Below are 17,102 nucleotides of genomic sequence, written 5' to 3'. Positions count from 1 at the left end.
GCGCCGCGGCCTGGGGGGAGGGGCGCGCCCCCGGGGTGTTGGCGGGGGGGCGGGGGTTCGGGGGGGGGGGGCGGCGCGGCCCGGGGGGGGGGGGCCGGGGGGGGGCCCCCGCCGGGGGGGGGGCCCACCAGCGGGGCGTTCAGCGACGTCGAGGCCGGCGGGTCACCGCGAAGCCGAACACGCCGGCCACCGCGGCGAGCGCGCCGCCGATGCCGGTCCAGACCCAGCGCGAGCCGAGATCCGGCAACCAGTCCGCGAGCGGGTCGCCCTCGTCGTCGGCCTCCGCGTCCACCGGGGGTACGGCGTTGAGCACCGTGCCGGCCTTGGTGTTCGGCACCAGCGGTGCGGCCAACTCGCCGTCGTCGGCCGAGGCGCCCCGGTCGGCGATGGTGCCGACCAGCAGGTCCACGCCGACCGGCGCACCCAGATCCGGCTCCGGCAGGTCGATCACGGAGAGTCGGATGACGTACGTGCCGGGCAGTGGATCGGCCGACCAGGGCTCCGCCCACGGCCGTACCTCGCGCAGCGTGCAGCCCAGCACCACGTTCGGCGCCTTCGCGTCCACGGTCGGGGTCTGTGCCCCCGCCGTGCACGCCTGGCGTCGGCGCAGCCCGTCGAAGACGTCCACCGTCCAGGTGGAGGCGCCGCTGCGTCCCTTCGGAAAGGTGACGGTGGCGTTGATCTCGTGCACCTGTCCGGCCGTCGCCGGGAACGACCAGTAGAGGTGGTCGCCGATCGAGGCGTCCACCCGTACCGGTTGTCCGGCGGTGATCGGGGTGGCGCTGAGGAACGACGTGCCGGCACGGTTCACCGGCGTGGCACCGGGGGAGGGGGTCGGTGCGGCGACGGCCGCAGCGGGCAGCAGAGCGGCCCCGCCGGCGGCGAGCAGCGCCGCCATCGACCGGAACAGTGCGGTGCGCATCAGTTCTCCCTCCAGGTGGCGACCCACCAGCGGGTGAGCAGGCCGGCGAGCAGACCGGTGATCAGCCCGGCGATGGTGAGCAGGGCGAGCAGCACCCAGCCGCGGCCGAGGTCCGGTCCGTCCGGTGCGGGCGCGGCGGCGACCACGTCGATGGTCAACTCCACCGGCATGCCCGGGGTCGCCGCGGTGCCGGGACGCGGGGCGAACGAGTTGCTCACCACCAGGCAGACGGTGGTGGGCTCGACGACCGGCGCGGAACTCTCCTCGGTCTCCGCGGCATCCTCGTCGTCGGCGGTGGCCGACCAGCGCAGCCCGGCGGAGAGCACGTCGGCCCGTCCGCTGCCGGCGTCCGCGCCCCGGACGAGCTCCCGGCCGTCGGCCGCGGTGGCCCGCAGCAACACCCCGTAGTCCCGGTTGACGGCTCGGTCCAACGCCATGCTCACCGAAGCCCGCAGCTCCTGCCCGGGGCGGATCGGCACCCGGTAGTAGCGATGCTCGGAGAACGCCTCCCGGTCGGCGTAGACGCCGGGGGCGAGCAGTGGCGCGGAGTCGCACGCGGTCGTGCCGCCCACCACGGTCGGGGCCCGGGTGTGCGTGTCGGCGGCCCGCTCGACGAGCTGTTTGATCCGGTCGGTCAGCTCCTCGGCGCTCTGCGCGGCGGTGTAGGTCCCGCCGGTCGCGCTGGCGATGCAGAGCAGTTGCCGGCGGACCTTCTCGTCGGGGGCCAGGCCGAGGGTGTCGACGACCAGGCTGGTGCCCTGGGCGGCCAGTTCCCGGGCCACCTCGCACGGGTCCGGCGGAGCACAGGTGTCCTCGCCATCGGTGATCAGCACGATCCGCCGGGTGGTGGCTCCGGTGCCCAGGTCCTGTGCGGCGGAGCGCAGCGCCAGCCCGACCGGGGTGAACCCGGTCGGCCGGAGTGTCGCCACGGCCGCCTTGGCGGCGGACCGGTCCACCGGGCCGACCGGCACGATCTGCTGCGTGTCCTGGCAACCGACCTTCTTGTCCTTGCCGCGGTAGGTCGCGCCGAGCACCCGGATACCGAGCTGTGTCTCCTCGGGTAGCGCGTCCACCACCTCGTTGAAGGCCTGCTGCGCGACCGAGATCCGGGTGCGTCCGTCGATGTCGGCGGCGCGCATCGACCCGCTGACGTCGAGCACCAGCTCGACCCGGGGCGGCTCGGGCGCCGGCTCCTCGTCGGCCTGCGCCGGGGAGGGCCCGGCCAGTGCGGTGGTCGCCAGCAGCCCGAGAAGGACCGCCGTCGATCGTCTGAAGTTGATCACGACCGGCAGTGTAGTGAGATCCACTTTGGATGATCGTTTGGGTGGAGGCGCGTGGAGCTGACGACACCGGCCGGGTCAGCGGCCACCTCGGACCGGCCGCACCCACGCTCTGGGTCCACGCCGGGTCACCCTCGGTCAACTGTGCGAGGGAAGGTGTCGGCCCGGCCACCATCCGTCGGAAATCTGACCCAAGTCGACCCGTTGTGCCGGTGGTGCGCGGTGGTTAAGCTCTTCATGCGCGCCCCAATCGCCCGCTTCCCCCGTGGCAGGCGATCGGGGCGCGCGTCTTTGTGAAGAAGGGCCCGCACGCTTCGGCGTGCGGGCCCTTCTCTCGTCGCGCTGTGCGGCGCGTCGCCTGTCGACGCTTATATCCACCGACCGTCGAGCCACATCCGGGACAGCCAGTCCGAGTACGGAATCACCCGGCCGACGAAGATCGGATAGAAGTACGCGAAGCAGAGCCCGACCAGCAGCACGTACGCCCCCGCCGCGATGCTGCCCACCAGCCGGCGCTCGTAACTCGGGTCACCGGGCACCAGCGGCGCCACCGCACCCACGTCACCCCCGGCGGGCGCGATCAGCGCGCCGAGCACGTACACCACGGCCAGCACCAGGAACGGCACCGCCGGCGCGGCGTAGAACGAGAACATCGTCCGGCCGTCGAGGGCGAACCAGAACCACGGCAGCAGCCCGGCGGCCACGGTGAGCAGGATCGCGCCGGCCCGCCAGTCCCGCCGCGCAACACCCAGCCAGACCAGCGCCACCAGGGCGGGCAGGAACGACCACCAGAGCAGCGGGGTGCCGAGCAGCAGGATCTCGGAGGCGCAGGTCGGCGCACCGCAGACGCCGTTGCTGGCGTAGTGGAACGCCACCGGCCGGCCCAACAGCAACCACTGCCACGGCCACGACTGGTACTTGTGCGCGTCGTCCAGCTGGGCGTGGAAGCCGTACGCCGCGCGATGGTATTCGAAGAGGTTGATCAGCGGGCCGATCACCGGGCGGTCGCTGAGCGGGGCGCTCGGGTAGGCCGACGCGAGCCGGTAGTAGCCGTCGTCGGTGAGCAGCCAGCCCGACCAGGTGGCGACGTAGGTGCCCACCATGAGCACGCCCGCGAGCACCAGCCAGGGCAGCTCGTCGACGAGCGTGTCCCGCCAGGGCCGGCGGACCCCCGCCGAGCGACGGACGCCGACCTCCCAGAAGAGCACCAGCAGCGCGAAGGCCGGCACGAAGTACAGAGCGCTCCACTTCACCGCACAGGCGCAGCCGATCAACACCCCGGCGGCCAGCCGCCACCACGGCCAGGTGCGCCAACCGGTCGGCGGCCGGCCGGCCCGGCCCGGCTGGCTCGGATCGAGCCCGTCGTCCAGAGCCTGTGCCCAACGCCGGCGGCGGGCGTCCCGGTCGAGCACCAGCGCGCCGAACGCGGCCAGCACGAAGAAGAGCAGGAAGATGTCGAGCAGCGCCGCGCGGGACAGCACCAGGTGGAAGCCGTCCAGCGCGAGCAGCAGGCCGGCCGCGCAGCCGAGCACCGTCGAGCGGAACATCCGCCGACCGATGCGGACCAGTAGCAGCACCGACAGCGTGCCGATCACGGCCGCCGAGAATCGCCAGCCGAACTCCGGCGCGGTGGTCATCAGGTGCCCGGGGACGGAGACCTTGGAGTCGGCGTCCTGATAGCCGAAGGCCCACTCGCCGACGCCGATCAGCCACTTGCCCAGCGGCGGGTGCACCACGTACGACGGGACGTTGTCCTTGTAGTTCCACTCCACGCCACGGGAGATCAGCCCGTAGGCGTCCTTGGCGTAGTACGTCTCGTCGAAGATCTTGCCCTTCGGGCTGGACAGCCCGACGAAGCGCAGGATCGCCGCGATGGCCACCACCACTGCCGTGGCGAGCCAGGAGAACCGGTCCGCCTGGGTGTCGACGGTGGCGAACCGTCGCCGGACCATGGCGGCCACCCCGCCACCCTCGGCGTTCGGTGCCGTCGGCTCCTGGGTGGCACCGGGCTCGCCCGTCACCTGGATCATCTTGTCCGGATCGGCGCTCGGGCTCTGCGCTGTCGACGCACTCGTCACCCGGCGATCGTAGGCTGCCAAGGTGTCCGGCGGCGTCCGTCGTCCCTGATACCGGTATTCCCAGTCAATGAAGGAGACGAATCCGTGGGTGAAATGTCCGAAGTTGGGCACCTGATTCTGCTCGGTGCTCCGCTCGGCAACCCCGCCGACGCCTCGGCCCGGCTCCGGGAGGTGCTGATCAGCGCCGACGTGGTCGCCGCCGAGGACACCCGCCGGCTCAGCCGGTTGGCCCGCGATCTCGACCTCACCGTCGGCGGTCGGATCGTCTCCTACTTCGAGGGCAACGAGGAGCGGCGCACCCCCGAGCTGGTCGAGGCCATCCTCGCCGGGTACGTGGTCGCGCTGGTCACCGACGGCGGGATGCCGAGCGTCTCCGACCCCGGCTACCGGCTGGTCCGGGCCACGTTGGATGTCGGAGCGCCGGTCACCGTCGCCCCCGGGCCGAGCGCGGTCACCACCGCGCTGGCCGTCTCCGGGCTGCCCTGCGACCGGTTCTGCTTCGAGGGCTTCCTGCCCCGCACCGGCGGCGGCCGTCGATCCCGACTGCGCGCGCTCGCCGCCGAGGAGCGCACCCTGGTCTTCTTCGAGGCGCCGCACCGGATCGGGGCGACCCTCACCGACCTGGCCGACACGTTCGGGGCGGACCGGCCGGCCGCGCTCTGCCGCGAACTCACCAAGACCTACGAGGAGGTGCTCCGCCGCCCCCTCGGCGAGCTGGCCCGGTGGGCCACCGAGGGAGACCCGCGCGGGGAGATCACCCTGGTGGTGGCCGGAGCCCCGGTGACCGCCGCCGAACGCCCCGACGACGACACCCTGCGCGCCGCCGTCGCCGAGCGGGAGGCCGCCGGCCGGTCCCGCCGGGACGCCATCACCGACGTCGCCACCGAGTACGCGCTGCGCCGCCGGGACGTCTACACCATCGTGCACAGCTGACCAAGGTTGTCGGGCCCGCCGGACAGCGGGCTCACCACGCGGCGGCCAGGAAGCCGACGGTGATCAGCGTGGGGCCGGCGATGGCGGCGGCCACCGCCCAACGGCGGTGCCGCCGGCCGGGCAGCCGGGCCGATCCGGTCCACCGGACGATGCCGGCGGTGCAGCCCAGCACCCCCAACAGCCCGGGCAGCCACCGCAGGTGCCGGCCCAGGCCGACGTCCGCGTACGCGGTGCCGCTGTCCGGGCCGGTCATCCGCGCCGGCAGCGGGGTGCCGGCCGCGCTGCCCTCGACGGGCACGCCGCTGACCCGCACACCATGGGCGATGAACTGCCCGTCCTCGGCCGTGAAGATCCCCCGGCACCGCTGGGTGAGCCCGCCGCCGGAGCACTCGTCGATCACCACCGTGCCCGTTCGGGCGTGCCCGACCGCGAGCCAGAACGGGCCGGCGCTGACCCAGGCGAAGAAGGCCGCGACCAGGCTCAGCATCACCAGCGCGGCGAGCCCGGGCAGCGGATCCGGCGGTGGGGGCGTACGGCTGGGTGCCCGGCGCCGCGCCAGCCGGAAGCCGCGGAACCGCGCCGGTGCCGGGTCCGTGCGGACCGGGGTGCCGTCCCAGTGCACCTGCTCGATCGGTGCCCAGAAAGCGCCGTCGTCGTCCGACGGGTCGCCGTCGGGCCGGTGGTCCCGCTGCCGGCGGCCCTGCTGCCGGACCGGCACCCGACGCGGCACCGCGTCCACCGGCGCGCCGGTCGTCGGCTCCACCTCGACGGGCTCCGCACCGGCCGACGCCGATCCGGTCGGCGCGCCCGCCGAGCCCGGCCGGGCCGGGCTGGGTACGGGTGCCCCCGGGGTCGGTCGGGTCGGGGTGGGCGACGGCGCCGCCGGCGTGGGGCGGGCCGGGGCAGCGGACCTCCCGGTCGGGGTGGGTCGTTGCGCGCCCGGGTCGGCGCCCGGGACCAGCCGGGGCTGGGGCGCGACCCCGGTGACCCGGGGCACGACGGGTTCGGGCCCCGGATCGTCGCCGACCGCCGGTCCGGTGGGACGGTCCTCGTGGTCCCGCGCCGCTCCTCTGCCCGTCACGACGTTCATTGCACACCGCTGCAGGAGGTGAAACGGGCAGCTGAGCCGCGTGTCGACGACAAATCGGACCAACGGGCGAGCTGGTCGGCCCGGTCCGCCGGTCGGGCACCCCCCATTGGTTCGCGGACGCCCCGGACGGGTCACTAGGCTCACTGCTCATGAGTCACGTTCTCGCGGCAGTGGCCTGGCCGTACGCCAACGGCCCCCGCCACATCGGCCACGTCTCCGGTTTCGGCGTTCCCTCCGACGTCTTCGCCCGGTACATGCGGATGGCCGGTCACGACGTGCTCATGGTCTCGGGCACCGACGAGCACGGCACCCCGATCCAGGTGCAGGCCGACGCGGACGGGGTGACCCCGCGCGAACTGGCCGACCGGTACAACAGGGTGATCGTCGAGGACCTGCACGGCCTCGGTCTCTCCTACGACCTGTTCACCCGCACCGCCACCCGCAACCACTACGCGGTGGTGCAGGAGCTGTTCGAGGGGATGTACCGCAACGGCTACATCGTCCCGAAGACCACCATGGGGGCGATCTCCCCGTCCACCGGGCGCACCCTGCCCGACCGCTACATCGAGGGCACCTGCCCGATCTGCGGGTACGACAGCGCCCGCGGTGACCAGTGCGACAACTGCGGCAACCAGCTCGACCCGATCGACCTGATCGACCCGAAGTCGCGGATCAACGGGGAGACTCCGAAGTTCGTCGAGACCGAGCACTTCTTCCTGGACCTGCCGGCCCTGGCCGACGTGCTGCGGCAGTGGCTGGACACCCGCGAGGGGTGGCGGCCCAACGTGCTGCGGTTCTCCCGCAACCTGCTCGACGACCTCCAGCCACGGGCGATCACCCGCGACCTGGAGTGGGGCGTACCGATCCCGCTCGACGGCTGGCGCGACCGGTCGGACAAGCGGATCTACGTGTGGTTCGACGCCGTGATCGGCTACCTGTCCGCCTCGATCGAGTGGGCCCGCCGCTCCGGTGACCCCGACGCGTGGCGGAAGTGGTGGTCCACCGACGGTGCCGGTAAGGACTCCCAGTCCTACTACTTCATGGGCAAGGACAACATCGTCTTCCACTCGGTGATCTGGCCGGCGCTGCTCTCCGGATACTCCGGTGAGGGCTCCCGCGACGGCGAGCCGGGCGAGCTGGGCCGGCTCAACCTGCCCACCGAGGTGGTCTCCAGCGAGTACCTGACCATGGAGGGGCGCAAGTTCTCGTCGTCCCGCAAGGTGGTCATCTACGTTCGCGACTTCCTGGAGCGCTACGACGCCGACGCGCTGCGCTACTTCATCGCCGCCGCCGGCCCGGAGAGCAACGACACCGACTTCACCTGGGCCGAGTTCCTTCGCCGCAACAACGACGAGTTGGTCGCCGGGTGGGGCAACCTGGTCAACCGGTGCGTCTCGATGGCCGCGAAGAACTTCGGGGCGATCCCGCCGGTCGACCCGGCCGGGCTCACCGAGGCCGACGAGGCGCTGCTCGCCGTTGCCCGGGCCGGGTTCACCACGGTCGGCGACCTGATCGGCCGGCACCGGCAGAAGCAGGCGATCGGTGAGGCCATGAAGGTCGTCGCCGAGGCCAACCGGTACCTCTCCGAGCAGGCGCCCTGGAAGCTCAAGGACGAGGCGGACAAGCCCCGGATGGGCACCATCCTGCACGTCGCCCTCCAGGTGATCAGCGATGCCAACACGCTGCTCACCCCGTTCCTGCCGCACTCCGCGCAGCAGGTGCACGAGCTGCTCGGAGGCACCGGCGTACACGCGCCGATGCCGGTGATCGAGCAGGTCGACGACCTGGACGGCGGCCCGGCGTACCCGGTGCTCACCGGGGACTACACCGTCGGCGCGCGCTGGGAGTCGGTGCCGATCGAGGCGGGCCGGCCGCTGGCCGTGCCGAAGCCGGTGTTCCGCAAGCTCGACCCGTCGATCGTCGACGAGGAACTGGCCCGGCTGGCCGACTGAACGCACGACGCGCGCGGCGGCGGGGTGACCCGCCCGCCGCGCGCCCTCACATCGCGTACCGGGTGTCCATCACCTGGTCGTCGGTCACCTCGGCGCTGGGCGCCCAGGCCTCGTAGATGCCACGTTCCTGGCACTGCGCGCCGGTGGTGACCACGGTGTCCGGGTTCGGGTAGCGCAGGCGCACCCGCAGCCAGCCGGCCTCCTCCCGCAGCACCAGGCACGGCACGCCCCGCCACTGGGCGAACCGGACTCGGCGGGCCACCGCGTCCACCGGGTAACGGGCCGCCCGGGTCATCGCCAGCACCCGGAACCCGCCGGGCAGGTCGGCGACCGCCTCGTACTCGGTGTCGCCGTACATGCCGACCAACTGGGTGGAGCGGGGCGCGTCGGCGTTCGGCACGTATTCCTGGTCCGGGGAGAGGCCCGGCACCGCGGCCAGTAGGTGCCGCCACTGCGGGCCCACCATCCGCAGCCACCCGCGCTGCTCGGCCTGGTAGGTGTACAGCACCACCTCCACCCCCTCCGCCGGGTACGCGATGAGGGCGGCGTTCGCCGGCATCGGCAGGTCGGCGAAGTCCCGGGTGATGAACTCCGGGATGAGCTGACCGTTGCTGGGCACGAAGCCGGTGCCCAGCACCGGGGCGCCCAGCCGGTCCCGGGAGCCCAACGCGGTCAGGCCGCGGTGTGCCGGGCCCACCGGCACGTCGTAGTCGCCCGGGTCGGACGCGCGCCAGCGCAGCGCGTACGCCACGTCCGGGCCGTCCCGGCCGGCGTCACCGTCGGTACGCAGCACCGTCGTCGTCGCCGGCGTACGCAGGTGCGCCACGTCGTGCTCGCGGAAGCAGAAGCCGTGCGGCAGCCAACCCCGTACGTAGCCGGCGAGCTGCTGGGCCGAGAGCACCTTCATCATCCGGGTGCCCCGCCGAACCACCGCCGACGCGCGCGCCATCGTCAGCATCGGGTCGCCCGCCGCCGCCGGCTGCTGGCTGAGCTGGTGCAGGTACGCCCAACCCCGCTCGCGGTGGGCGGGCATCAGCAGCGGCGTCTCCGGCTCGTCGGCCGGCTCCGTCGCCCCGTGCACCACGGTCACCTCGGTGACGTGCACGAAGCGGCGCCACGGCAGGGCGCTACCCGGGCGGGGCGCCCACTCGAAGCCGGCCACCTCGTCGGCGCTGAACAACTCGTACGCGGCGCCTCGGGCGAGTTCCTCGGCCGGGTACACGCCGCCGCCGAACGCCACGTGCAGTCCGGTCCGTTCGCCAGCGCTGCCGCCGGTCTGGGGGCTGACGCTCATGCCGTCGCCTCCCTGCTCGGTGGGATGAGGTCCGCACGCTTTCGCGTCCGGTCGCTGGTGACCGTAGAGTCGCACGGCGTAGTCGAGGTGAACGTCGGGTGGCGGGCAGATGGACAGGCCCGGTGTGTGATGCTGTCGCTGATGAGCGAGCCCACTGAATCCCGCCGCGAGCGTGCCGCCCGGCGGGCCGGAGAGTTTCCGCCCGCCCCCGAGTCGCTGCCCCGGGCGGTGCTGGACAGCCACACCCACCTGGACATCACGGTCAGCGAGGCCGGTGTGCCCGGCGGCGGGTCGGCCGACGACCCGGTCGCCGTTGCCATCGCGTTGGCCGCGAAGGTCGGCGTGGACCGACTGGTCCAGGTGGGCGTGGACGTCGCCTCCTCCCGGTGGGGCGCGGACACCGCCGACCGCTACCCCGCCGTGCTGGCCACCGTGGCGCTGCACCCCAACGAGGCGCCCCGGCTGAGCGACCTCGACGAGGCGCTGCGGGAGATCGAGTCACTCGCCGCCCGTGACCGGGTCCGGGGGATCGGCGAGACCGGGATGGACTTCTTCCGGACCGGCGACGAGGGGCGTGCCGCGCAGGAGCAGAGTTTCCGGGCGCACATCGCCATCGCCAAGCGGTACGGCAAGACGTTGGTGATCCACGACCGCGACGCGCACGCGGACGTGCTGCGGATCCTCGACGACGAGGGCGCTCCCGACCGGGTGGTGCTGCACTGCTTCTCCGGCGACGCCGACTTCGCCCGCGAGTGCGTCCGCCGCGGCTACCTGCTGAGCTTCGCCGGCACCGTCACCTTCGGCAGCGCCGCCGCCCTGCGCGAGGCCGCCGCGCTCACCCCGCTGGACCAGATGCTGGTGGAGACCGACGCCCCGTACCTCACCCCGATGCCGTACCGCGGCCGGCCGAACGCGTCGTACCTCATCCCGCTCACCGTCCGGGCGCTCGCCGCGACCACCGGCAGCGACCTGGACGAGCTGTGCGCGGCCATCTCCGCCACCGGCGACCGGGCCTTCGGCCCGTGGTGAGCCCGGCCCGACGGTCGGCGGGGGCCCCGTCGGTACGCTGCCCGGCATGACCGGTCTCCTCGGCCCGGCGGAGATCCGGGAACTCGCCGCCCGGCTGGGCGTCGCGCCCACCAAGAAGCTGGGCCAGAACTTCGTGCACGACCCGAACACCGTGCGCCGGATCGTCACCGCCGCCGGCCTGACCCCCGACGACGTGGCCCTGGAGGTGGGGCCCGGGCTCGGCTCGCTGACCCTGGGGCTGCTGCCGGTCGCCGGGCACGTGCACGCCGTGGAGATCGACCCGGTGCTCGCCGGGGCGCTGCCGGAGACCGTCGCGCGGCACGCCGGGGCCGACGCCGCCCGGCTCACCGTGCACCGCGCCGACGCGCTGCGCATCGCCGCCGCCGAGCTGGCCGACCCGCCGCCGACCGCGCTGGTGGCGAACCTGCCCTACAACGTGGCCGTGCCCGTGGTGCTGCACCTGCTCGCCGTACTGCCCACCCTGCGACACGGCCTGGTGATGGTGCAGAAGGAGGTCGCCGACCGGCTCGTCGCCGGTCCCGGCTCCAAGGTGTACGGCATCCCGTCCGTGAAGCTCGCCTGGTACGCCCAGGCCCGGGGCGCCGGCAAGGTGCCGCCGAACGTGTTCTGGCCGGTGCCCAACGTCGACTCCGGCCTGGTCGCCTTCACCTGCCACGAGCCGCCCCGCGCCGACGTACCCCGGGAACGGGTCTTCGCCGTGGTGGACGCGGCGTTCGCGCAGCGCCGCAAGACGCTGCGCGCCGCGTTGGCCGGCTGGGCCGGTGGCGCGGACCGGGCCGCCGCGGCGCTCACCGCCGCCGGCGTCGACCCCGGCGCCCGTGGGGAGTCACTGACCGTCGAGCAGTTCGCCGCCATCGCCGCGTCGGCTCCGGTCGGTACGCCGGCCGGGAAGTAGGCTGACGCCGTGCCCGCCGAGGAGGTGTACGAGTGACAGCGCAGCCGATCGAGCCGGCCGCCCACGGGATGTGGAGTCCGGATCCCGTCCGGCAGCGGCTGGCCAACCACACCATCGAGGACGTGCTTGCCCTGCCCGACGACGCCCCCCGCGTCGAGCTACGTGACGGAGTCCTCGTCGTGGTCCCCTCCCCGACCTTTGGTCATCAGAACATCGGCAACCTGCTGTGGATGTGGCTACGGCAGCACGCGCCGGCCGAGTTGACGCCGGCCACCGCCGTCGGGGTGGCGATCAACCATCGGAACACCCTCGAACCCGACGTCGTCGTGCTGCGGCGTCCGGTGGCGCCCGACCACCACTACTTCGAGGCTGAGCAGGTCGTGCTCGCCGTCGAAGTCGTCTCACCCGGCACCCGTCGTCGGGACCGGTTGGAAAAGCCGGCCGACTACGCAGACGCCGGGATTCCGCACTACTGGCGGATCGAGCAGGACCCGCTGCACGTGTACGCGTACGACCTGGTCGGCGGCCGGTACGAGCTGGCCGCCGACTCCGCCGAGGAGCTGATCGTGGCCAAGCCGTTCGACATCCGCCTGCACCTGCGGGACATCACCCCGTGACCGAGGCCTGGCGACCGGACGACGACGAGCGACGCGGGGCCATCGGCCCGGTGCGGGTGCGGGTGCCCGCGAAGGTCAACCTGCACCTCGGGGTGGGCCCGCTGCGCCGGGACGGCTACCACGAGCTGAACACGGTCTACCACGCCATCTCGATCTACGACGAGCTTACGGCCCGCCGGGGCGACACCCTCGCCCTGACGATGGAGGGTGAGGGCACCGGCGAGCTGGCCCTGGACGACACCAACCTGGTGATCCGCGCCGCGCACGCCCTCGCCGGGTACGCGGGGGTGCTGCCGCACGCCCGACTGCACCTGCGCAAGCAGATCCCGCTCGCCGGTGGGCTGGCCGGCGGCAGCGCCGACGCGGCGGCCGCGCTGGTGGCCTGCGACGCGCTCTGGGGCACCGGGCTGTCCCGCGACGAGCTGGCGGGCATCGCCGCCGACCTCGGCTCCGACGTGCCGTTCCTGATCTACGGTGGCACCGCGCTGGGCACCGGCCGGGGTGAGGCGATCAGCCCGGTGCTGGTCCGCCCCACCTCCTGGCACTGGGTGGTGGCGATCGCCGACGCCGGCCTGTCCACCCCGACGGCGTACCGCGAGTTGGACCGGCTCCGTGACTCCGGTGCCGCTGGCACCCCGCTGGGCAGTACCGACGCCCTACTGGGCGCGCTGCGCCAGCGTGACCCCCGGGTGCTCGCCCGTACGCTCGGCAACGACCTCCAGGACGCCGCGCTGGCCATGCGCCCGGCGCTGGCCGACACGCTGAAGGCCGGCGAGGCGGCCGGCGCGCTCACCGGCATCGTCTCCGGCTCCGGCCCGACCTGCGTGTTCCTCGCCGCCGACGCGGCCGACGCGGAGCGGATCGCCGCCGAGCTGACCGCCGCGGGCGTCTGCCGGGAGGCGCGGGTCGCGCACGGTCCGGTCGCCGGCGCCCGCGTCGGCTGACGAGCCGTCCCACCGGGGCTGCTGGCACGCGGCGCGGGCGTTCGGGGCGTCCGCGTACCCTTGGGACAGGCGTCCAGGTGCCCGCCGGCACCGGGACGCCTTGATCATGAAGGGTGGAACGTGGCGAACATCGTCAATCTGGACCGGGTGTCCAAGGGGTACGGCGCCGCCGGGCGGCTGCTCACGGACGTCTCGCTCGGCCTGGACGACGCCGACCGGATCGGCGTGGTCGGCCTCAACGGCGCCGGCAAGTCCACCCTGCTGCGGCTGCTCACCAAGCAGGAGGACCCCGACGACGGCCGGGTGACCCACCGCCGTGACCTGCGCGTGCTCTGGCTGCCCCAGCAGCTCACCCTCGCCCCCGAGGCCACCGTCCGGGACGTGGTGCTCGGCACCGCCTGGCTCGCCGAGGGCATGGGCGCCGAGCACGAGTGGGCCGGCGACGCCGGGGTGCGGGCCATCCTCGACGGCCTCGGCATGCCGCACCTCGGCCTCGACCAGCCGGTCGGCCCGATGTCCGGTGGCGAACGACGCCGGGTCGCGCTCGCCGCGCTGCTCGTCCGCGACTCCGACCTGCTCATCCTCGACGAGCCCACCAACCACCTGGACGTCGGCGGTGTCGACTGGCTGGCCCGGCACCTGGTCGGCCGCAAGGGCGCCCTGGTCGTGGTCACCCACGACCGGTGGTTCCTGGACGCGGTCTGCACCACCACCTGGGAGGTCGCCGACCAGACCGTCCGCGCCTACGAGGGGGGCTTCGCCGCCTGGACCCTCGCCCGCGCCGAGCGCGAGCGGGTCGCCGCCGCCACCGAGGCCCGCCGGCAGAACCTGCTCCGCAAGGAGATCGCCTGGCTGCGCCGTGGCCCGCCCGCGCGGACCTCCAAGCCGCAGTTCCGCATCGACGCCGCGAACGCGTTGATCGCCGACGTGCCGCCGGCCCGCGACACCATGTCGTTGCAGCGCATGGCCACCTCCCGGCTCGGCAAGCAGGTGTACGACCTGGAGAACGTCGAGCTGCACGCCGGCCCGAAGGAAATCCTTCGCGACGTCACCTGGCTGGTCGGCCCCGGTGACCGGATCGCCATCCTCGGTGCCAACGGCGCCGGCAAGACCACGCTGCTGCGGATGCTCGCCGGCATCACCCGCCCCGACGGCGGCCGGCTCGGCACCGGCTCCACCGTGCGGCCCGCGTTCCTCTCCCAGGAGCTCACCGAGCTGCCCGGGCACCTGCGGGTGCTGGAGGCGGTGGAGGAGGTCGCCCGCCGGGTTCAGCTCGGCGACCGGGAGGTCTCCGCGTCGCAGCTCGCCGAGGTGTTCGGCTTCGACGACCGCCGCCTCTGGACCCCGGTCAGTGACCTCTCCGGTGGGGAACGCCGCCGGTTGCAGATGCTGCGGCTGCTGGCCGGCGAGCCCAACGTGCTGCTCTTCGACGAGCCCACGAACGACCTGGACACGGACACCCTCGCCTCGCTGGAGGATCTGCTCGACTCGTGGCCCGGCACGATCATCGTGGCCAGCCACGACCGGTACCTGATCGAGCGGGTCACCGACACGGCGTACGGGATGTTCGGCGACGGTCGGCTGGTGCACCTGCCGGGCGGTGTGGACGAGTACCTCGCGCGGACCGCCGAGCGGGCCGGCTCTCCCCGGGCGGGCGTCACCTCGACCTCCGCGCCCGTTGCCCCCTCGGGAGGTGGCATGTCCGCCGCCGAGGTCCGTCAGGCCCGCAAGGAGCTGACCCGGCTGGAGCGGCAGCTCAGCAAGCTCGACCAGCGCGAGACCACGCTGCTCGACCAGCTCGCGGCGGACGCCACCGACTACGCCCGGGTCGCCGAGTTGGACACCCAGCTCAAGGATCTGCGCGCCGAGCGGGAGCGGATCGAGGAGAGCTGGATGACCCTCGCCGAGGACCTGCCCGAGAGCTGACCGGCCGGGCGCGCCGGCCCGGGCCCCGTGTGCGGCGTCACACCACCACATGCGAGACAATCGTCGGCGACACCTACCCCACGGCGTTGGAGACACAGACATGGCACACACCCCCGTCAACCACCCCGCGCGGCCGATCTACCGGGCGATCGGCGGGCTGACCGGTCTGTACCTGGTCGTCTTCGGTGTGCTCGGCATCATCGCGAGCACCGGCAACGAGATCCTCGCCCAGGACGACACCCGGGTCCTCGGTCAGGGCACCAACCTCGGCTTCTCGCTGCTCAGCGTGCTGCTCGGGCTCGTCGTGCTGGCCGGCACCGCGCTCGGCCGCAACATCGACGTGGCGATCAACCAGTGGCTGGCGTACAGCCTCATGGTGGTCAGCCTCGCCGGTCTCGCGTTCATCCGGACCGACGCCAACATCTTCAACTTCAGCATCACCACCGTGATCGTGGTGATGACGGCCGCCCTGGTGCTGCTCATGGTCGGCATGTACGGCAAGGTCGGCACGGAGGACGAGGCCGAGGCGTTCCAGAAGGCTCGTCTCGTTCTCTGATCCTTGGTTGCGGCGGTGGCTTTGGTTGGTTGCGGCCGTGGGTTTTCGCCGGAGCCCGAGCTGCTCCGGGCGGTCAGGCTTGATCCCTGCGCAGCTCGGGCTCCGGCGAAAACTGGTCCAGCCATTCGGCGGACCCGTCGGCTTTGTGGTTCTGCGGACAGTCGGCTCTGCCCTGGGTGACAATTCCCCTGAAACGGTCATCTTGGGGGTCTGGGCTATGCCGCATTTTCCGGTTAACCATCCGGCACGGCCGCTCTACCGGGTCCTCTCCGGGCTGATCGGCGTCTACATCCTCGTCTTCGGCGTCTGGGGCGTCGCTGAGACGCTCGGCGACCCGCTCTTTGCCCGTAGCAGCACCTGGGCCCTCGGGCTCCGGACCAACCTGGCCTTCTCGCTCGCCTCGGTGATCTTCGGGATCGTCCTGATCATCGGGGCGTCACGGCGCACCAACCTCGGCCACTACATGAATCTCACCGCCGGCGTGGTGTTCCTGGTGACCAGCATCCTGATGATGTCGGTGCTGCAGACCGAGGCGAACTTCCTCAACTTCTCGATGTCGACAGTGGTCGTGTCGATGCTGTTCGGCCTGATCCTGCTCGGCACCGGTCTCTACGACAAGGTCGGTCCACCGGAGTCCGCCGAGGCGGAGTTGGAGCACCGCAAGCACCCGGTGGCCGACGTGCACCGCCGCTGATCGGGGTCAGTGACGCCGCGCGGTGATCAGCGTCGGCTTCGCCTCCAGGTGCGACAACCCGTTCCAGGCCAGGTTGACGAGGTGCGCCGCCACCGTCTCCTTGCGCGGCTTACGCACCTCCAACCACCAGCGGCCGGTCAACGCCACCATGCCGACCAGCGCCTGCGAGTACAGCTCGGCGAGCTTCGGGTCGTACCCGCGGCTCTTGTACTCGGCGCCCAGGATGTGCTCGACCTGGTGCGCCACATCGTTCATGACGCTGCTGAAGGTGGCCGTGCCGGACATCAGCGGCGACTCGCGGACCAGCACCCGGAAACCGCTGGTCTCCTCCTCGATGTAGGTCAGCAGGGCCAGCGCCGCCTGTTCCAGCAGCTCCCGCGGATGCCCGGCGGTCAACGCCGTGGTGATCCGGTCCAGCAGGGCCCGGACCTCCCGGTCCACCACCACCGCGTAGAGCCCTTCCTTGCCACCGAAGTGCTCGTACACCACCGGCTTGGAGACCTTGGCGCGGGCCGCCACCTCCTCGATGGAGGTGGCGTCGAACCCACGCTCGGCGAAGAGTTGCCGGCCGGTCGCGATCAACTGCTCCCGTCGCTGGGCCGCCGACATGCGGACCCGGGAGGGCGCTTTGGCCTTCGGAGCCGCGGCTGGCGTCACCCGTCGGCCGCCGACACCCGCCCCCGCGTCGTCGCTGACCTCAGGCATGTCGCCACCTTGCTGGCGCTCGGTGACGCCCTGCCGTGGAATGGTTCCTCCGCTGTGCCCGTTCACGTCGTCGCCTCACTGTCGGGCGGTCCGACCACCCTGCCGCGCCGTTCGACCGTACCCGGATCCGGCGCGGCCCCCCGTCCGCCGAGCCGCCCGGTCCCCC

At 72.9% G+C, this 17,102-nt stretch carries 15 protein-coding genes; 9 read left to right on the top strand and 6 right to left on the bottom strand.

Annotated elements, in window-relative coordinates; genetic code table 11:
- Positions 1-139: 139 nt before the first annotated feature.
- The 3 genes from ACIBD9_RS31025 to ACIBD9_RS31015 form a co-directional block, all read right to left on the bottom strand.
- Positions 140-922: a peptidase gene (locus ACIBD9_RS31025; protein WP_396722963.1), complete on the bottom strand. Its 783-nt coding sequence runs from the start codon at positions 920-922 to the stop codon at positions 140-142.
- The gene (locus tag ACIBD9_RS31020; protein WP_396722961.1) at positions 922-2,205 is read right to left on the bottom strand and encodes a VWA domain-containing protein; all 1,284 of its coding nucleotides are present in this window, start codon (positions 2,203-2,205) and stop codon (positions 922-924) included. The genes ACIBD9_RS31025 and ACIBD9_RS31020 overlap by 1 nt, the downstream gene beginning before the upstream one ends.
- Before the next feature lie 365 nt (positions 2,206-2,570).
- Entirely contained in the window at positions 2,571-4,232 is a 1,662-nt protein-coding gene (locus ACIBD9_RS31015) for a dolichyl-phosphate-mannose--protein mannosyltransferase (RefSeq protein WP_396722971.1), read from the bottom strand.
- Positions 4,233-4,373: 141 nt separating this feature from the next.
- On the opposite strand from ACIBD9_RS31015, the gene rsmI reads away from it, so the two are divergent.
- Complete coding sequence (gene rsmI / locus ACIBD9_RS31010; RefSeq protein ID WP_396722970.1) at positions 4,374-5,213, top strand: 16S rRNA (cytidine(1402)-2'-O)-methyltransferase; 840 nt, start codon at positions 4,374-4,376, stop codon at positions 5,211-5,213.
- Positions 5,214-5,244: 31 nt separating this feature from the next.
- On the opposite strand, the gene ACIBD9_RS31005 is transcribed toward rsmI, so the two are convergent.
- Positions 5,245-6,303, bottom strand: a complete 1,059-nt coding sequence (locus ACIBD9_RS31005) for a hypothetical protein (RefSeq protein ID WP_396722959.1) — start codon at positions 6,301-6,303, stop codon at positions 5,245-5,247.
- A gap of 149 nt (positions 6,304-6,452) precedes the next feature.
- On the opposite strand from ACIBD9_RS31005, the gene metG reads away from it, so the two are divergent.
- Positions 6,453-8,255: a methionine--tRNA ligase gene (gene metG, locus ACIBD9_RS31000; protein WP_396722958.1), complete on the top strand. Its 1,803-nt coding sequence runs from the start codon at positions 6,453-6,455 to the stop codon at positions 8,253-8,255.
- Positions 8,256-8,301: 46 nt separating this feature from the next.
- Here the strand turns inward: metG and ACIBD9_RS30995 are convergent, their stop codons facing one another.
- On the bottom strand, positions 8,302-9,549 hold the full coding sequence (locus ACIBD9_RS30995) for a hypothetical protein (protein ID WP_396722957.1): 1,248 nt from the start codon (positions 9,547-9,549) through the stop codon (positions 8,302-8,304).
- Between the two features lie 129 nt (positions 9,550-9,678).
- On the opposite strand from ACIBD9_RS30995, the gene ACIBD9_RS30990 reads away from it, so the two are divergent.
- The 7 genes from ACIBD9_RS30990 (at position 9,679) to ACIBD9_RS30960 (ending at position 16,231) form a co-directional block, all read left to right on the top strand.
- Positions 9,679-10,578 carry a TatD family hydrolase gene (locus ACIBD9_RS30990; protein WP_396722955.1) on the top strand — a complete coding sequence of 300 codons (900 nt, stop codon included), beginning with the start codon at positions 9,679-9,681 and terminating at the stop codon, positions 10,576-10,578.
- A 46-nt stretch (positions 10,579-10,624) separates the two neighbouring features.
- Entirely contained in the window at positions 10,625-11,494 is an 870-nt protein-coding gene (rsmA, locus tag ACIBD9_RS30985; protein ID WP_238661153.1) for a 16S rRNA (adenine(1518)-N(6)/adenine(1519)-N(6))-dimethyltransferase RsmA, read from the top strand.
- Between the two features lie 32 nt (positions 11,495-11,526).
- A complete protein-coding gene (locus ACIBD9_RS30980; protein WP_396722953.1) occupies positions 11,527-12,111 on the top strand; it encodes a Uma2 family endonuclease in 585 nt (194 codons plus the stop codon).
- Complete coding sequence (locus tag ACIBD9_RS30975; protein WP_396722951.1) at positions 12,108-13,055, top strand: 4-(cytidine 5'-diphospho)-2-C-methyl-D-erythritol kinase; 948 nt, start codon at positions 12,108-12,110, stop codon at positions 13,053-13,055. Before ACIBD9_RS30980 ends, ACIBD9_RS30975 begins: the two co-directional genes overlap by 4 nt.
- Before the next feature lie 120 nt (positions 13,056-13,175).
- Positions 13,176-14,981, top strand: coding sequence for an ABC-F family ATP-binding cassette domain-containing protein (locus tag ACIBD9_RS30970; protein WP_396722949.1), 1,806 nt, complete (start codon positions 13,176-13,178; stop codon positions 14,979-14,981).
- A gap of 100 nt (positions 14,982-15,081) precedes the next feature.
- Positions 15,082-15,537, top strand: coding sequence for a DUF4383 domain-containing protein (locus ACIBD9_RS30965; RefSeq protein ID WP_396722947.1), 456 nt, complete (start codon positions 15,082-15,084; stop codon positions 15,535-15,537).
- A gap of 217 nt (positions 15,538-15,754) precedes the next feature.
- Positions 15,755-16,231, top strand: coding sequence for a DUF4383 domain-containing protein (locus ACIBD9_RS30960; RefSeq protein ID WP_396722946.1), 477 nt, complete (start codon positions 15,755-15,757; stop codon positions 16,229-16,231).
- Between the two features lie 6 nt (positions 16,232-16,237).
- Here ACIBD9_RS30960 and ACIBD9_RS30955 read toward each other — a convergent pair whose 3' ends face one another.
- Positions 16,238-16,936, bottom strand: a complete 699-nt coding sequence (locus ACIBD9_RS30955; protein ID WP_387172407.1) for a TetR family transcriptional regulator — start codon at positions 16,934-16,936, stop codon at positions 16,238-16,240.
- Positions 16,937-17,102: the final 166 nt, after the last annotated feature.

The sequence above is a fragment of the Micromonospora sp. NPDC050784 genome (assembly GCF_044456765.1).
In the GTDB taxonomy this organism is placed as follows: Bacteria; Actinomycetota; Actinomycetes; order Mycobacteriales; family Micromonosporaceae; genus Micromonospora; species Micromonospora foliorum.
Note: the sequence above shows the minus strand (reverse complement) of the source record. Positions and strands in the feature narration are given on the sequence as shown.

Bases quoted from the DNA above. Each gene is read 5' to 3' on its own strand.
- ACIBD9_RS31025 (WP_396722963.1), bottom strand. From the start codon at position 922: ATGCGCACCGCACTGTTCCGGTCGATGGCGGCGCTGCTCGCCGCCGGC.
- ACIBD9_RS31015 (WP_396722971.1), bottom strand. From the start codon at position 4,232: ATGATCCAGGTGACGGGCGAGCCCGGTGCCACCCAGGAGCCGACGGCA.
- rsmI (WP_396722970.1), top strand. From the start codon at position 4,374: ATGTCCGAAGTTGGGCACCTGATTCTGCTCGGTGCTCCGCTCGGCAAC.
- ACIBD9_RS31005 (WP_396722959.1), bottom strand. From the start codon at position 6,303: ATGAACGTCGTGACGGGCAGAGGAGCGGCGCGGGACCACGAGGACCGT.
- metG (WP_396722958.1), top strand. From the start codon at position 6,453: ATGAGTCACGTTCTCGCGGCAGTGGCCTGGCCGTACGCCAACGGCCCC.
- ACIBD9_RS30995 (WP_396722957.1), bottom strand. From the start codon at position 9,549: ATGAGCGTCAGCCCCCAGACCGGCGGCAGCGCTGGCGAACGGACCGGA.
- ACIBD9_RS30990 (WP_396722955.1), top strand. From the start codon at position 9,679: ATGCTGTCGCTGATGAGCGAGCCCACTGAATCCCGCCGCGAGCGTGCC.
- rsmA (WP_238661153.1), top strand. From the start codon at position 10,625: ATGACCGGTCTCCTCGGCCCGGCGGAGATCCGGGAACTCGCCGCCCGG.
- ACIBD9_RS30965 (WP_396722947.1), top strand. From the start codon at position 15,082: ATGGCACACACCCCCGTCAACCACCCCGCGCGGCCGATCTACCGGGCG.
- ACIBD9_RS30960 (WP_396722946.1), top strand. From the start codon at position 15,755: ATGCCGCATTTTCCGGTTAACCATCCGGCACGGCCGCTCTACCGGGTC.
- ACIBD9_RS30955 (WP_387172407.1), bottom strand. From the start codon at position 16,936: ATGCCTGAGGTCAGCGACGACGCGGGGGCGGGTGTCGGCGGCCGACGG.